Genomic DNA, 14,619 nt, shown 5'->3' with positions numbered 1-14,619 from the left:
TTAGCCCCACTAACCGTTTATTCTTCCCAACTGCTACTCGGGCGTCAAATATTGTATTATGGCAAGTTTGAGCTTGAGGGAAGGAGTCCAAGAACACCTGTTATTAGAAAGGCCTATTCTGCAAGGTCATTTTGTAAAAGATTTTTCTGACTCCTGCCTGGATCGAAATGAAGGCTACAGTATTAAGTACGCCTATAATAGCCACGAAACCTATTGGTTGAATGGTAAAAAGTTTCATTTAGCTCCCGGTGAATCCCTCTTTATAAACCTTAAATACAGCAAAGCGTATCACTTTGAAGCTTCTAAGCTTTCACGTGGGCTTTGTGTATATTATCAAGAAGAAGAACTTCAAGATCTCTTTCAGGTATTAAAGCAGCAAAAGATCATCGATTATAATTTCAGTGCCTTTGAGAAAATTCCAGAATTGCGATTTGAAAGAGGAACTCATCTCAATCAAAAATTAAAATCCATTTGTAGTGATCTGCAAGATGACTTGCATAAGATCGATTTAGCAGGGTTTGAATCAATCCTCGAAGAGATGTTAATGGAAATAGATTGGGAGTTAATAGGATATAATCGTCGATTAAAGGAATTTAACCCTTCTACGCGCCAGGCTCTGATTCGAAAGGTTATGGCGGCCCGAAAATTTATGCGAGACAATCTTCATAAAGCCTTAAAGCTTGAGGATATCGCCAAAGAAGTGGCAATGTCACCCTTTCATTTTCAGCGTCAGTATAAAAAAGCAACTGGAAATAGTCCTACCCGTCATTTAGTGGAGTGGAGAATCGCTCGAGCGAAGGAATTACTAGAGGAGGATAAGTACTCAGTATTGGAGATATCAACCATGCTGGCTTACAATGATTTACCAACCTTTTCCAAAGCTTTTAAAAGGGAAGTAGGATGCAGTCCCAGTCAGTGGTCAAAAAAAAATGAAGTTTTAAGCGTATAAAATTGATAAATGCCCAACGCTAGAATCATTTATTCCGTTTTGTGTATAGATGTTTCAAAGTATTTATTCGCACTAAAACTTTTTTGAAATCGTCTTGCCTGATCAAAGCTAGCTTTGATTTATTGGTTATCCTGAAAACCCGCTCTTGCTGCGGGTTTTCTTTTTTACATTCTCAGCAAGATTTCCTGCTTTGATTTTCTTACAAACGAAAAACAGAATGTAATTTCAGGGCCTATTTGCTTTCTTTGTTACTATGCCCGGAAATACTTTTGGAAAAGTCTTACGCTTAAGCACTTTTGGTGAGTCTCATGGCCCGGCAATTGGCGGTATCCTGGATGGTTTTCCCGCTGGACTTGAACTGGACCTCGAAGCCGTGCAAGCGCAATTAGATCGACGTAAACCTGGACAGTCTCGATTGAGCAGCCAGCGGAAAGAAAGCGATAGCTTACAAATTTTATCGGGTGTCTTTGAAGGAAAAAGTACTGGAACTCCCATTGGGCTTTTAATTCCCAATGATGATTCCCGTAGCAAGGATTATGATCATTTAAAGGATAATTATCGTCCTTCTCATGCAGATCGTACCTATAGCCAAAAATATGGTCATAGAGATTATCGAGGAGGGGGAAGATCTTCGGCCCGTGAAACGGCGGTGCGTGTAGCCGCTGGCGCTTTGGCCATGCAAATTATTCCCGAAGTGAAGATTAGGGCCTACGTTTCTGCGGTAGGACCGCATCAAATGGATGCTGCCTTAATTCCGGATTTGGAACAGATTGATGCCAATGATGTGCGTTGTCCAGATCCAAAAACAGCGGAAACCTTTGAAGCGGCTATTTTAGCGGCACGCAAAGTAGGTGACTCCTTAGGAGGGATCATCACTTGCCATATTGAAGGCTTGCCCCCTGGATTGGGAGAGCCCGTTTTTGATAAGCTGCCGGCAGAACTTGCTAAAGCTATGATGAGTATTAATGCTGTTAAAGGATTTGAGATTGGTGAAGGCTTTAAAGCGGCTACTATGACCGGATCTGAGCACAATGACACTTATGACGAAGCCGGCAATCGCAAAACAAATCATGCTGGTGGTGTAGAAGGAGGTTTGAGTACTGGCGAGGATTTAATCTTCCGAGTGGCCTTTAAGCCCGTAGCAACATTGATGCGAGATCAACAGGGCCTGAATGAAGATGGGGAAACTGTAAACATAAAAGGTAAAGGTCGTCATGACCCTTGCGTGGTTCCTAGAGCTGTACCCATTGTTGAGGCGATGGCGGCCCTGGTAATTGCCGATTATTATTTATTAAACCGTACCTCTAAAATAGAATTATGAAGATAGCGCTACACTGGAAGATATTGATTGGCCTGGCATTAGGAGTAATATGGGCCATCCTGAGTAGCTATTTAGGTTGGAGTCAATTTACCATTGATTGGATTGAACCCTTCGGGACCATTTTCATTAATCTCTTGAAATTAATTGCGGTACCCCTGGTTTTTTTTAGCATCATTTCGGGTGTTACCGGATTGGGTGATCCCTCCAGTCTGGGACGGATGGGGATTAGAACTTTAGCCTTTTATTTTGTCACTACCATTTTAGCAGTTAGCCTGGGTTTGATTTTAGTGAATACAATCAGTCCAGGTAAAATAGTAGATGAAGATAGTCGCGTCGACAATCGCATTCGTTATGAATTATGGGCGGATCAGAATCAGATTGAAGTAAAGGATAATATTCATTTCCTTCAAGATGTAAAGTATGCTGATCGCATTGAGCGTTTGAGTGAAAGTGAAGCTCTGGTGGTGATTGATCCTGAGGTGCGAGCAAAAATGGAAATCGCCAATCAGACCAAGGAAGCAGGACCTCTGCAACAATTGGTGGAAATTATTCCTTCGAACATTTTTGGAGCCTTGAGCGATAATGGTAAAATGCTTCAGGTTATTTTCTTCGCTTTATTCTTTGGAATCAGTCTTTTGTTCATCCCCCAGGATCGGGGAGTTCCTGTAGTAAACTTTGTAAATGGAGTGATGGAAGTGCTACTAAAGATGGTAGACCTGATTATGCAAGCGGCCCCTTTCTTTGTATTTGCCCTTTTAGCTGGAACCATCAGTAAAATGGCCGGTGATGATGTTTCCAAGGTCTTGGAAATTTTTAAAGGATTAAGCTGGTATTCGGCAGTAGTGTTTCTCGGATTAGTAATGATGATCTTTTTGATATATCCACTAATCCTGAAAATGATAGTGCGGGTTATTCCTTACAAAGGTTTCTTTAAAGCAATGAGCCCGGCTCAAACTTTGGCTTTTTCCACTTCCTCATCTGCCGCTACCTTGCCTGTAACCATGGAATGTGTAGAAGATAACCTAGGGGTAGACAAGAAGATTACCAGCTTTGTATTACCCATTGGTGCTACGGTAAATATGGATGGTACCAGTTTGTATCAGGCAGTGGCCGTTGTGTTTTTGGCACAGTTCCATATGATTGATTTGAGCTTAGCTCAGCAGTTAACTATTGTCCTTACCGCAACATTGGCTTCAATCGGCTCGGCTGCCGTACCCAGTGCCGGATTGGTAATGCTCATTATCGTATTGCAATCGGTAGGCTTAAACCCAGCCTGGATTGCTATTATTTTACCAGTAGATCGAATTTTAGATATGTGCCGTACCGTGGTGAATGTAACCGGTGATGCTACCGTTTCATCCATCATCGCAGCTCGCGAAAACCTGCTCAATTATCGTCCGGACCATAAAACAGACGATACCTTCGACCCTGACGTTAATCCCTAAATCCCTTGGCTATGAAAAGAATTTTTAGATTTCTCTTCTTCCTAATTGTATTGCTCCTGGCTAGTGCCATGGTATTACCTATTGTATTTAAAGACTCCATCTTGGAGCGAATCAAGCAGGAAGCCAATGCCAACCTCAATGCTAAATTTGATTTTAAGGATGTAGATCTTTCCCTCATTACCACCTTTCCCTATTTCGGCTTTAGCCTGGAAGGTTTAGAGATTTCGGGAATAGAAGAATTTGAAGGTGAAAAGCTATTATCCGCAGGGGAGTTTAGTCTGTCTATAGATCTAATGTCAGTTCTTTCCGGCGAAAGCTATCGCATTGAGAAAATCGCAGTTAATGATTTGGATCTTAATGTTTTAATCCTCGAAAATGGTAAGGCCAATTTCGATATCATGAAAGAGACTGAAGCTTCTGCTGATACCGTTCAAAGTGGTGAAAGCACGCCTTTCCATTTAGCGCTTTCCTCTTATGAGTTGAATAATATCAATTTAAATTACCGCGATTTAGAAGGGGATATGACCTTTGCCCTTCAAGGTCTAAACCATGCTGGTAGTGGGGATTTCACTGAAAATGTGGTGGGCTTAAAAACCCATACCGAAGTGGAAGCCATGAGCTTTAGTATGGAAGGAATGGACTATCTGAGTCGGGTTCATTTGGAATCTGATTTTGACATGGACCTCATCCAGGATAAGTTCCGTTTCAATTTTGGCAAGAACTATGTGAGTCTAAATGGCTTGCAACTCAATTTTGAGGGTTGGCTGGCAATGCCGGATGAGTCTATCGATATGGACTTAAAATTCAATAGCCCGGATAATAGTTTTAAAAGCTTAATCTCTTTGATCCCAGCCTTGTATTATAAGGATTTTGAAAGCTTAAAGACTTCTGGTGAATTTAAATTGAATGGACTGGTGCAAGGGAAGTACATCAATGAAATTTACCCAAGCTTCAATATTAACTTGATGATACGTGAAGGCTTTTTCCAATATCCTGATTTACCTTCTGCGGTTTCTGATGTAAATATCGATTTCCAACTTGTAAATAAGAGTCGCAATCTGGATAATATGGCCTTGCATATTCCTCGGATGGAAGCGAAGGTTGCAGGAAGTCAGATCAGCGGAAGCTTGGATTTAAAAGACCCCATGCGAGATCCCGACTTTAAATTCCTGGCTCAAGCTAAGGCCAATTTGGAAGATCTAAGCAAAGCCTTACCCATGGAAGGTTATGAAATGGCCGGGGTGATAGATATGGACATGAATGCTTCCGGGCGGCTTTCGATGATCGACAATGAGCAGTACGATGCGCTCAAAGCCGGGGGTTATGCCAAAGCCAGTAATTTGCAGTTTGGCGGGGATAGCCTGGGGATGGAAATCAGTTTGCCAAAGGCCGAATTAAGCCTTAGTCCGCAAATGGCCAAATTGGGGCCCACTACCTTAATTTATGAAGGTAATACTATGGAAATGCAAGGGCAGTTGGATAATTTGCTTTCCTATGCATTACGTGATGAATTACTCAGAGGAGAATTAGAATTTTATAGCCCTCGCTTGGATTTACTGGCCCTGGCTGGAGAAGAAAGTACGGAAGCCAGTACCGATGCAGTAGAAAGTGATACAGCAGCTCTAGCCGTTATTCGATTGCCGGAGAATATTGACTTTCATCTAAATGCCAAGGTGGATTCCTTGCTTTATGATCAAATTCGAATTTCCCAATTAGTAGGGGGAGTGCGATTGAAAGAGGGCCGTGCGTCTTTAGAAAATGTGAAAATGCAAATGTTGGGAGGCGCAATGCGCATGAATGGTGGCTATGATTCCAAGCCTGAACTACCCTTAGCAGAATTTGATTTTGCCATTGAAGGTTTCTCCTTCCGCGAAAGCTATGAAGCCTTAGATATGGTAAAGCAAATAGCGCCAATTATGAAGAATATGGAAGGTCGCTATACCATGGATTTGAGCATGAGTACGCTTTTGGGTTCGGATATGTCGCCCCAAATGAATAGTGTAAATGCCAGTGGTTCCTTGGCAACTAAGAGCGTTCAAACCGGAGGTAAGGTATTTGATCAATTGGCTACTTTCTTAAAGAATCCCGATTATCGTCAGTTAAAGGTGAGTGATATTGATCTGGAATTTACCCTGGAGGATGGTCAATTAAAAGTGGAGCCTTTCGACTTTAAAATGGCGGGCCAGAAGGCTGAATTAGGTGGAAGTATGAGCTTGGCTCAGGAATTGGATTTTGACTTAAATACCAGCATTCCATTATCAGGCCTTAAGGCTGATGCCTATTTGAAGCAGTTTCAAAGCCTTAGCAGTGGTACTATTCCTTTAACCGTTAAGATTGGCGGAACGGCCACCAGTCCTGAAGTTCGACCAAGTTTAGGAGATCTTAAAAAGCAATTAGGCGAGGAGCTGAAACAAAAGCTTAATCAGGCGGTGGATAGTGTTAAAACTCAAGTAAAGGAGGAAGTTAATAAGAAGCTGGATGAATTGGTAAAGGCGGCGGAAGAGCAAGGCGATAAGCTCATTGCTGAAGCCAAGGCCCGAGGAGATCAATTAAAGGCAGAGGCAAAAAAACAGGCTGATAAGCTAAGAGCTTCCGGAGAACAGGCGGCACAAAAAATTATGGATGAGGCCGGAAATAATCCGCTTAAGCAAGCAGCCGCTAAACCACTGGCAGAGAAAGCTCGCAAAGAAGCCAATGAAAAGGCTCAAAAGCTAGAAGATGAGGCAGCCCAACAAGCGAATGACTTGATTAAAGCGGCCGAAGAACAAAAACAAAAGTTAATAGAAGATGCCCGAGCCAAAGCTCAGATTTAGAATATTTGGAATCCTTGTTTTAAGCTTAGTATTTGCTTCGGCTGGTCTGGCACAAGCACCAGAATTGGGGGAATGTGAACAAAATGTAGAGGAGTTGGCCAGCAGCCAGCTACCTAAAGCAATTCGTGCCTGGAATCAAAAGAACTACCGTGAGACTGAACGCTATTTAGAAAAAGCGGTGCGTTTTGATCCTACTTATGCGGATGCCCTTTATCTCTTAGGGGAGTTGAAACTAAGACAAAGAGATGTTCGCAAGGCTCAATTCCTATGGAGCAAATTGCTGGAAGTTTGTCCCTCTTACAAGCCTGAGATTGCCTATTTCTTAGGAGTTATGTATTTGGAAGACAATAAGCTTGATAAGGCAATACCACTAATTGAGCAATTTCTGGCTAACCAGGAAAGAGATTTTGGCTACGACAAGGAAGCCAAGGCAGCATTGGAAGAGGCAAAAAAGAAACAAGCCCTATTGCAAAATGAGCTGGTTTTTGATCCGAAGCCCGTACAACGTGTAAGTACCACTGCAGATGAGTACCTGGCCACTATTTCACCCGATCAGCGCACCTTATATTTTACCCGTCGTTCTCGTAAAATTGATCGTAAATCCGGGCCGGCTGCTTCAGCTCGTATGGTAGAGGAGTTTTGTGCATCGAACCTACAAAGAGATGGCACATTTGAGGAAGGAGCACCTTTACCCAGTCCTTTTAACACGAATTATAATGAGGGGGGGCCTAGTATTACCGCGGATAATACAGAATTGTACTTTACCGTTTGTGAGGACTTGGATGGCTATAAAAACTGTGATATCTATTATACGGAAAAGGACATGCTCGGCTATTGGAGTACGCCTCGTTCGGTAGGGGATCACATCAACCGTAAGGACACTTGGGAATCCCAGGCTTCGGTAACCGCCAATGGGGATTGGTTGTATTTCACTTCCGATCGCGAAGGCGGAATTGGAGGTTTGGACTTATACCGTTGTAAGCGAAAAGCCGATGGAAGCTGGTCGGCACCGGAGCTTTTAGATGCGCGAATTAATACTCGTCGCGATGAAAAATCACCATTCATTCACAGTGATTCCGAGACTTTATACTTCACCAGTAATGGTCACCCTGGTCTGGGCGGTTTTGATATTTTTTATGCCCGGGCCACTGATAGCTCCTGGCAAGCCCCCTCTAATATTGGGTACCCTATAAATGGCGAAAAGGATGATTTAGGATTGTTCGTGAGTTTGGACGGGAAAACTGGATATTTTTCCAGCAATACATTGAGAGCAAACACCGGATGGGATCTCTATTCTTTTGAAATGCCGGAAGAGGCACGTCCGGAGGAGGTTTTCTTATTACAAGGAACACTTGATATTGCTGATGGTGAGGATATGCAAGATGCATCGGTAAAGATCAAGAACCTTAAGACTAAAGAAGTAACTGAAATTAAGGTTGATGCCCAAACCGGCTCCTATGCCCGGGTGATAGAGAAGAAGGAGGCCACTGATTATATAGTGAAGGTAGAAAAGAAGGGGGCTGCCTTTAGTTCGCGATACATTTCAGATTCTGAGCTAAGCGCGAAGCCCACGGTGGAAGCCAATTTAGAATTAGCGCCTATGGAAGTTGGTCGTGAATATACCTTGAATGATATTCAGTTTGAAAGCAATTCCTCGCGATTAAATGCAGCTTCGAAGAGTATCATTGAGGAGTTTGTATTATTCATGAAAGAGAATTCGGCATTACGCGCCGACATTCAAGGGCATACAGACAATGTAGGCGATCAGCAAAGCAATTTACAGCTCTCTAAAGATCGTGCTAAGGCGGTTTATCAGTATGCAATCGACTTAGGCTTGAATGCTTCACGTTTAAGCTGGCACGGCTACGGTGAGAGTCGGCCCCTGGCAGATAACGAAGACGAAGCCGGGAGAGCTAAAAACCGGCGGACTGTTTTTGTAATAACGGCCCGCTGATATACTCCGGGTTTTTTTCACGCTTCAGACGATGAAACACATCTCGGGCCTGCTGTAGGTCGTTGAATTCGAACCAACGACTTCGGAAGCAAAGGCCCCAGAAATAATAATTGATTAATACAACGAAACGCGATCCGTTCTTAGCGAATAGACTGATCGATTTCTTAGGTTTCTTATAACGGTCGAGGATTTTAAATCCGCGGGGGTTTCTTTCTTGTGGCATAATTCCGGGCATAAAAAAAGCCGCTACAAAAGAGCGGCTTAGATATTATCCCGAAGTAAAGGCTACATTCTTCTTTCTTTAATTCGTGCAGCTTTACCGGTACGTTCACGTTGATAGAAGATACGTGCGCGACGTACTTTACCACGTTTGTTGATTTCAATTTTGTCGAGTGCAGGCATGTTCAATGGGAAGATACGCTCTACACCAACGTTACCACTCATTTTACGGATGGTAAAAGTTTCGGTGGTACCATTACCACGACGTTGTAATACTACACCGCGGAAGAACTGAATACGCTCTTTATTACCCTCGGTAATTTTGTAGTAAACAGTGATGGTGTCACCTGCTGCAAATTCAGGAAATTCGTTCTTGGTAGTGTACTGATCCTGAACGTATTGTACTAAATCCATTCTTAGTAAAATTAATTTTGAGGATAGACAACATGCACAGCTCTTGCCAGAGGTTGGCCACCCTTGCCCATTTTTGGGGCTGCAATATTACGATAAATCAATGTTCTTACAAAGAATCGTCCTTTAAAAGATCGGGCCTTTTTCTTTGGGTGATTTCCAGAGCTTTAGCTTCTCGCCAGGCTTCAATTTCGGGAAAGTTCCCCCCTAATAGGATTTCCGGTACTTTCCAGCCATTAATCTCAGCAGGCCGAGTATATACAGGGGGGGCCAGCAAATCATCCTGAAAGGAATCAGAAAGAGCTGAGCTTTCATCGCCTAAAACTCCCGGTACCAATCGGATTATAGCATCACTTACTACTGCAGCGGCCAGTTCACCGCCACTTAATACATAACTTCCGATTGAAATTTCCCGGCTAATGATATGATCTCGAATGCGTTGATCAACACCTTTATAATGACCACAAAGAATGAGGATATTTTCCTTTAAGCTTAATTGATTCGCTGTTTTCTGATCGAATAAATCACCATCCGGAGTCATGTAGATAAGCTCATCGTAGCTTCGTTCTTTCTGTAAATCTTGAATTAGATTTAAGATAGGTTCTACCATCATCACCATGCCGGCGCCTCCTCCAAACTGGTAATCATCAATTTGATGATGTTTACCCAAGCCGTATTCTTTGAGGTTATGAAGATGAACTTCTACTAAACCTTTGTCCTGGGCTCTTTTCAGAATGGAGTGCGCAAATGCACTTTCCATTAACCAAGGTTGTGCACTAATGATATCAATTCGCATGGGGCAAAGATAGCTTAGCCAAAGCTTTAAAAAAGGAATTACTTATGGCTTGCGGTGCTATCGCTGCTAGTTTCAGACTTATCCTTAAAATCCAGGGCCACCGAATTAATGCAATAACGCATACCGGTTTCTGTGGGGCCATCATTAAAAACATGACCTAAGTGCCCACCACAATTCGCACAGATCACCTCAGTTCGCACCATACCTAAGCTGCGATCTTCTCTTTCGATAATCGCATCATTATCGGCCACATTGTCGAAACTAGGCCAACCGCAATGCGATTCGAATTTACTGTCGCTATCAAAGAGTACAGCTCCACAGGCAGCACATTTGTATTCGCCTTCTTCAAAATGGAGATTGTACTTACCACTGAAGGGCCTTTCTGTGCCCGCTTCTCTTAGAATGTAGTATTCCTCAGGGCTAAGATCACTTTTCCATTGGGCATCGGATTTCTCTACATTAGGTTTCATAGCGACACTGTCTTTGGGATTAGTTTCCTGAGCTTGGCAGGATACACTTACAATGCTCAAGAATAAAATTAGGGCCTTTGTTCTCATAACTTGTTTTAACTAAGTACGAGGAGAGAGGTTCATTAGTTCTTAAAGAAATCATAAATCGCATGATGAACCTCTGGATCCCTTAAAACACGGCGATGTCCTAAGCCTTGGGTTTCCAAATAACGCGATCCCCTCCATTTTTGATGCATATGCCGGGCATCTGCAACCGGTACATCTTGATCATGCTGATCATGAATTATTAAGCCTTCTGGGCGATAGACTTGACAAAGATGGTCTGATGAGGCTTCCTGGGCCTTAATATGGTATTGGCTTTCGATGTAGTGGATGATTCCTTTGGCCACCCTTTGATCCATCTCCAATTTGCTGCAAAAATCACCTACCACATTTTCAATACTTGCCGGAGAGCCAATGGTGACTAATTTTTCAAACCAAAAACTACGTGCCAGGGCATTGAATAAAACCATGCCTCCCAAACTATGACCGATTGCGAATTCGAAATCGCCAAAACGCCGACAAGATTCTTCCACCGCATCCACAAAGTCGATCATATGAGTGGTGCCTCCCTGGAGTTCCCCATGTTCCGGGGCTTCTATACTAAATACGTGATATCCTTTATCATGTAGGAAGTTCGCGAGCTCAAAAAACTGGCTTCCACGGCCACTCCAGCCATGCATCATTAAAATTTTTGGTCCCTCGCCCCGAAGTTCAAAAACCAAAAAATCGCGTGCATTTTTAGTAAGTAATTCATGCTTAGTAGCTCGACTTCGCATATCTTCTTCACGCTTCGGAATAGGGAATGGCAAGGGTTTAAAGAAGAGTTTTAAGGCAAAGGAGGTAGCCCAAGATACATTGATACGGTTCAGAAGCCTGGCCGTACGACGAAGGTATTTGGGGATTTTAAAACTGGGAGTTGCTTCGGGATTCAAAACCTGAACATTGGCTTGCAAAATTGCAAAAGCCTATTGGAGCCTGCAAGGCTTTTATTCTACTAAAGAATATTGATTTTTCGGTACAGGGTTTTTCCTGTATTTGTAGAGGGGGTTTTGATTTGCATTTTTTAACCGGTAATTTCAGGTTGTCAACCTGCGAAAATGCCTTCCCATAGTGATAAAGTTCAGTGAAAATGATCTGTCTGTCAGTACCTTAATTGAGCATATTGAGCGATCAACGGATTCTAAAGATAAACTCAATACACTCTATCTTTTTCTAAAAACGCTCTATCCTTCCATTTTTTGTGGACTGATAGATCAAAGTCAAAATCTTCAAGTATTAAATCACTGGTCTGATTCGGATATTGAAACTTTACATGCGCTGGATTTGAGGTCCAAGCGTTTTTTACAGTTACGAGAGGCCCTGTTATTGGATTTTGATTCGGATCGTCAACTACTCTTTATTCCTGGCTGCGGGGTAAATCACAAGGTTAAGGCGGTTTTCTTTCTTTTAGAGAATAGCATTAGCATAGATCAGTTAAACCTGATTGAATCCTTAAAGCTCCTCGCTTCACATATTTTCTATTCCTCCGGTTTAAACCATGGTTCTGGAAATATTCCGCTTTGGATTGTCAATAAAATGCTCAGTCATGGCCGTACCATTGTTGCTTTAATTGATTCTGATTATCGTTATCGCTATGTAAGTCCAAATGTTCAGAAGATTTTGGCCATTCGTGGTGAGGAGCCGATTTCCAAACATGTTACCATAGGGATACATCCTGAAGATCTAAAAAAAGTAATTCGGGTTTTTCAAGAAAACCTAGATCAAAATAGCGATTTCGAATTACCGGTTTATCGCTTTCGCTTGAATGACTCACAAGCTTGGCGCTATTTTTTAACCCATATTTCCGATTTACGGAAGGACCCACAGGTGGAAGGATTTATTTCCAATACCCTCGATGTTACGAAGGAGTATGAAGTAAAGCGAGAGCTGGAGCTGTCAAAGGAATTGTATCGCGTGGTTAGCACCAGTACTGGTGATTTGATTTATGAATGGAATATCATTACCGAAGAGTGGACTCGTCAGGGAAGTCCTCTTGAAAATTTATCGGGTTATAAGCCTGAGGATATAGAAGGGAATTTTAATGATTGGTGGCATTCTCAAATTCACCCTAAAGATCGCGATCAGGCGATAAATCAACAATTGGAACTCTTTGAAGAGGAGGGCGAAAATTATGTGTTAATCAATTACCGTTTTCGCACCCGGCAGGGACGATACCGATGGTTTCAGGAGGAAGCTAGAGTTGAAAGGGACGATGAAGGTCAGCTAGTAAGGCAATTTGGGATCATACGTGATGTTACCGAAATCAAATTGGAGGGTATCGGTGAAAGGCTGCTCTTAAACCTGGCCAACAATCATAGTGAAGAAGGTTTTATTCGCGAGGAACTGGAAATTTATTGTCAGCGTGTTATTGATGAATGTAAAATAGATTCTTGCGAATTTTGGGTGCGCAGTTCCTATAAGGATCATCTCAATTTAGTGGCCTTTGCAGGCGATAAGCTGATAGAAGAAGAGTTGCAAATTAAGCACCAGCCTTACTTGTTTTTCTTAAAAGGGGAAGGCTTACCAGGCAATGCATGGAAAGAAAGAAAACCCATTTTATGGGATGACCTTCCTAATTATCCGGCCTTTGTACGCCGAAAGTCTGCGGCCAAAGCCAATATTAGAGCGGGTCTTGCAATTCCCATTGTTCTGGAAAATAACCTATTAGGTGTTCAGGTCTTATTCTCCAAACTTTCCAAAGAGGATTTGACACCCTTTAAAGATTTGTTCGCCTTATTGGGGCAGCGCTTTGCTCAAACTCTAAAAGATCGGATTAAGGATGACGAAATCATGCAGTTCTTTTCCGTGTCACCGGATATTTTGGCCATATCTGATTTTGAAGGAAAGATCAAACGGATTAATCGTGCGGTATATCCTATCACCGGCTACACGCCTGAGGAGTTAATCGGCACTAGTTTAATGGATAAGGTAGACTCTCGCGATCGTGAAACTTTGCAAGATCGAATGACGAATCTGTTAAAGGGCAATGACCAGGAGAGTGTTCAATTGCGTTTTATTGCCAAGGATGGTTCAGTACGGTGGTTGTATTGGTCTTCTAAAGTTCGCAGTGAAGATCAATTGATTTTTTCGGTAGGTAAGGATATTACCCGGGAAAAGAAATCGGAATTGCAAAGAGAAAGCGCCATTATGCGCCTAAAGAAAGCCATGGAGATATCTGATTTAGGTTATTGGTCATTTTACCCTGAATTAGATCAGATACGTTGGTCAGAAGAGATGTATCGTCTTTATCGTATTCCCAGGGAAAATGAATATTTGAGTACGAAAGATGTAGAGGATATTTGGCCGGAAGAACTCTTAAGAGAGTTAAAATCTTTAAGAGTATTGAGCTATGCCCAATTAGAAACATATAGCTCGGAAACTGATTTAGAGTTTAAGCATAAGGTATACTACGATAAAGAGGTACTTTGGTTAACCCATCATCTGGTTATGCGACCTAATTTAAGTCCGAGAGGTAAAATATTCTTTGAAGCTACTTGTCAAAATCGCAGTCGACTGGAATCGCATATTGAAGCATTGGCTGAAAGTGAGAAACGCTTTCATTATGCATTAAAGGCTAGTAATGAAATGATCTGGGATTGGGATTTGGAACGACAAATTGTTCATCGCGGCCACTATTTACAATCCAATATTCAGTATACCGAAAACGATCATGGGGGCTACAGTAATGAATGGTATAAACTGATTCACCCAGAAGATCGCGTAGGTGTAATTGAGTCTTTGGATATTAAACTAAATGATGGGAGTAAAGATTGGTATCGTGAATATCGTATTCAAAGAAAAGACGGTCAGTATGCCTATGTAGCCGATCGATGTTTTATAATTAGAGATGCAAAGGGTAAAGCTATTCGCTGCATAGGATCCACCTTAGATGTAAGCAATAGCCGTAGACAGATGTTGGACATTCAAGAAAAGAATAAACAGTTAAAAGAAATCGCCTGGATGCAATCGCATTTATTTCGTGCTCCTTTAGCTCGAATTAAAGGACTTATGTTGCTTTTGGAAGGATCCACCGAGGTCGAGAAAACAGAATTTCTTCGTTTGGTAAATGATACATTAGATGAGATGGATTTGGTAGTACATGAGATTACGCAGAAAACTTTGCAGTCCGAACAATTGGGAAATGATTAAAATCTTTCCTG

Annotated in this window: 10 protein-coding genes; 6 read left to right on the top strand and 4 right to left on the bottom strand. The window is 42.2% G+C overall.

The window, feature by feature from the left end:
- Positions 1 to 58 precede the first annotated feature (58 nt).
- The 5 genes from ACO05P_RS05075 (at position 59) to ACO05P_RS05055 (ending at position 8,482) form a co-directional block, all read left to right on the top strand.
- Positions 59 to 949 carry a helix-turn-helix domain-containing protein gene (locus ACO05P_RS05075; protein WP_421753824.1) on the top strand — a complete coding sequence of 297 codons (891 nt, stop codon included), beginning with the start codon at positions 59 to 61 and terminating at the stop codon, positions 947 to 949.
- Positions 950 to 1,202: 253 nt separating this feature from the next.
- Positions 1,203 to 2,270, top strand: a complete 1,068-nt coding sequence (gene aroC / locus ACO05P_RS05070; protein ID WP_421753823.1) for a chorismate synthase — start codon at positions 1,203 to 1,205, stop codon at positions 2,268 to 2,270.
- Entirely contained in the window at positions 2,264 to 3,715 is a 1,452-nt protein-coding gene (locus ACO05P_RS05065) for a dicarboxylate/amino acid:cation symporter (RefSeq protein ID WP_421754884.1), read from the top strand. Before aroC ends, ACO05P_RS05065 begins: the two co-directional genes overlap by 7 nt.
- An 11-nt stretch (positions 3,716 to 3,726) precedes the next feature.
- The gene (locus tag ACO05P_RS05060; RefSeq protein ID WP_421753821.1) at positions 3,727 to 6,528 is read left to right on the top strand and encodes an AsmA-like C-terminal region-containing protein; all 2,802 of its coding nucleotides are present in this window, start codon (positions 3,727 to 3,729) and stop codon (positions 6,526 to 6,528) included.
- Positions 6,503 to 8,482, top strand: coding sequence for an OmpA family protein (locus tag ACO05P_RS05055; RefSeq protein ID WP_421753819.1), 1,980 nt, complete (start codon positions 6,503 to 6,505; stop codon positions 8,480 to 8,482). Before ACO05P_RS05060 ends, ACO05P_RS05055 begins: the two co-directional genes overlap by 26 nt.
- A 285-nt stretch (positions 8,483 to 8,767) precedes the next feature.
- Here the strand turns inward: ACO05P_RS05055 and rplS are convergent, their stop codons facing one another.
- The 4 genes from rplS to ACO05P_RS05035 all read right to left on the bottom strand — a co-directional run bounded on the left by rplS (position 8,768) and on the right by ACO05P_RS05035 (position 11,352).
- Positions 8,768 to 9,115 (bottom strand): 50S ribosomal protein L19, encoded by a 348-nt coding sequence (gene rplS / locus ACO05P_RS05050; RefSeq protein ID WP_421753818.1) that lies wholly within the window; start codon positions 9,113 to 9,115, stop codon positions 8,768 to 8,770.
- 106 nt (positions 9,116 to 9,221) lie between these two features.
- On the bottom strand, positions 9,222 to 9,908 hold the full coding sequence (gene trmD / locus ACO05P_RS05045; RefSeq protein WP_421753816.1) for a tRNA (guanosine(37)-N1)-methyltransferase TrmD: 687 nt from the start codon (positions 9,906 to 9,908) through the stop codon (positions 9,222 to 9,224).
- A 38-nt stretch (positions 9,909 to 9,946) separates the two neighbouring features.
- The gene (gene msrB, locus ACO05P_RS05040; RefSeq protein WP_421753814.1) at positions 9,947 to 10,465 is read right to left on the bottom strand and encodes a peptide-methionine (R)-S-oxide reductase MsrB; all 519 of its coding nucleotides are present in this window, start codon (positions 10,463 to 10,465) and stop codon (positions 9,947 to 9,949) included.
- Positions 10,466 to 10,500: 35 nt separating this feature from the next.
- Positions 10,501 to 11,352 (bottom strand): alpha/beta fold hydrolase, encoded by an 852-nt coding sequence (locus ACO05P_RS05035; protein ID WP_421753813.1) that lies wholly within the window; start codon positions 11,350 to 11,352, stop codon positions 10,501 to 10,503.
- Between the two features lie 178 nt (positions 11,353 to 11,530).
- Between ACO05P_RS05035 and ACO05P_RS05030 the strand changes: the two genes are divergently transcribed.
- A complete protein-coding gene (locus ACO05P_RS05030; protein ID WP_421753812.1) occupies positions 11,531 to 14,608 on the top strand; it encodes a PAS domain-containing protein in 3,078 nt (1,025 codons plus the stop codon).
- Positions 14,609 to 14,619 lie beyond the last annotated feature (11 nt).

It is taken from the genome of Croceimicrobium sp. (assembly GCF_965228705.1).
Lineage (GTDB): Bacteria > Bacteroidota > Bacteroidia > Flavobacteriales > Schleiferiaceae > Croceimicrobium.
Note: the sequence above shows the minus strand (reverse complement) of the source record. Positions and strands in the feature narration are given on the sequence as shown.

Bases quoted from the DNA above. Each gene is read 5' to 3' on its own strand.
- msrB (WP_421753814.1), bottom strand. From the start codon at position 10,465: ATGAGAACAAAGGCCCTAATTTTATTCTTGAGCATTGTAAGTGTATCC.
- ACO05P_RS05055 (WP_421753819.1), top strand. From the start codon at position 6,503: ATGCCCGAGCCAAAGCTCAGATTTAGAATATTTGGAATCCTTGTTTTA.
- trmD (WP_421753816.1), bottom strand. From the start codon at position 9,908: ATGCGAATTGATATCATTAGTGCACAACCTTGGTTAATGGAAAGTGCA.
- ACO05P_RS05060 (WP_421753821.1), top strand. From the start codon at position 3,727: ATGAAAAGAATTTTTAGATTTCTCTTCTTCCTAATTGTATTGCTCCTG.
- rplS (WP_421753818.1), bottom strand. From the start codon at position 9,115: ATGGATTTAGTACAATACGTTCAGGATCAGTACACTACCAAGAACGAA.
- ACO05P_RS05075 (WP_421753824.1), top strand. From the start codon at position 59: ATGGCAAGTTTGAGCTTGAGGGAAGGAGTCCAAGAACACCTGTTATTA.
- aroC (WP_421753823.1), top strand. From the start codon at position 1,203: ATGCCCGGAAATACTTTTGGAAAAGTCTTACGCTTAAGCACTTTTGGT.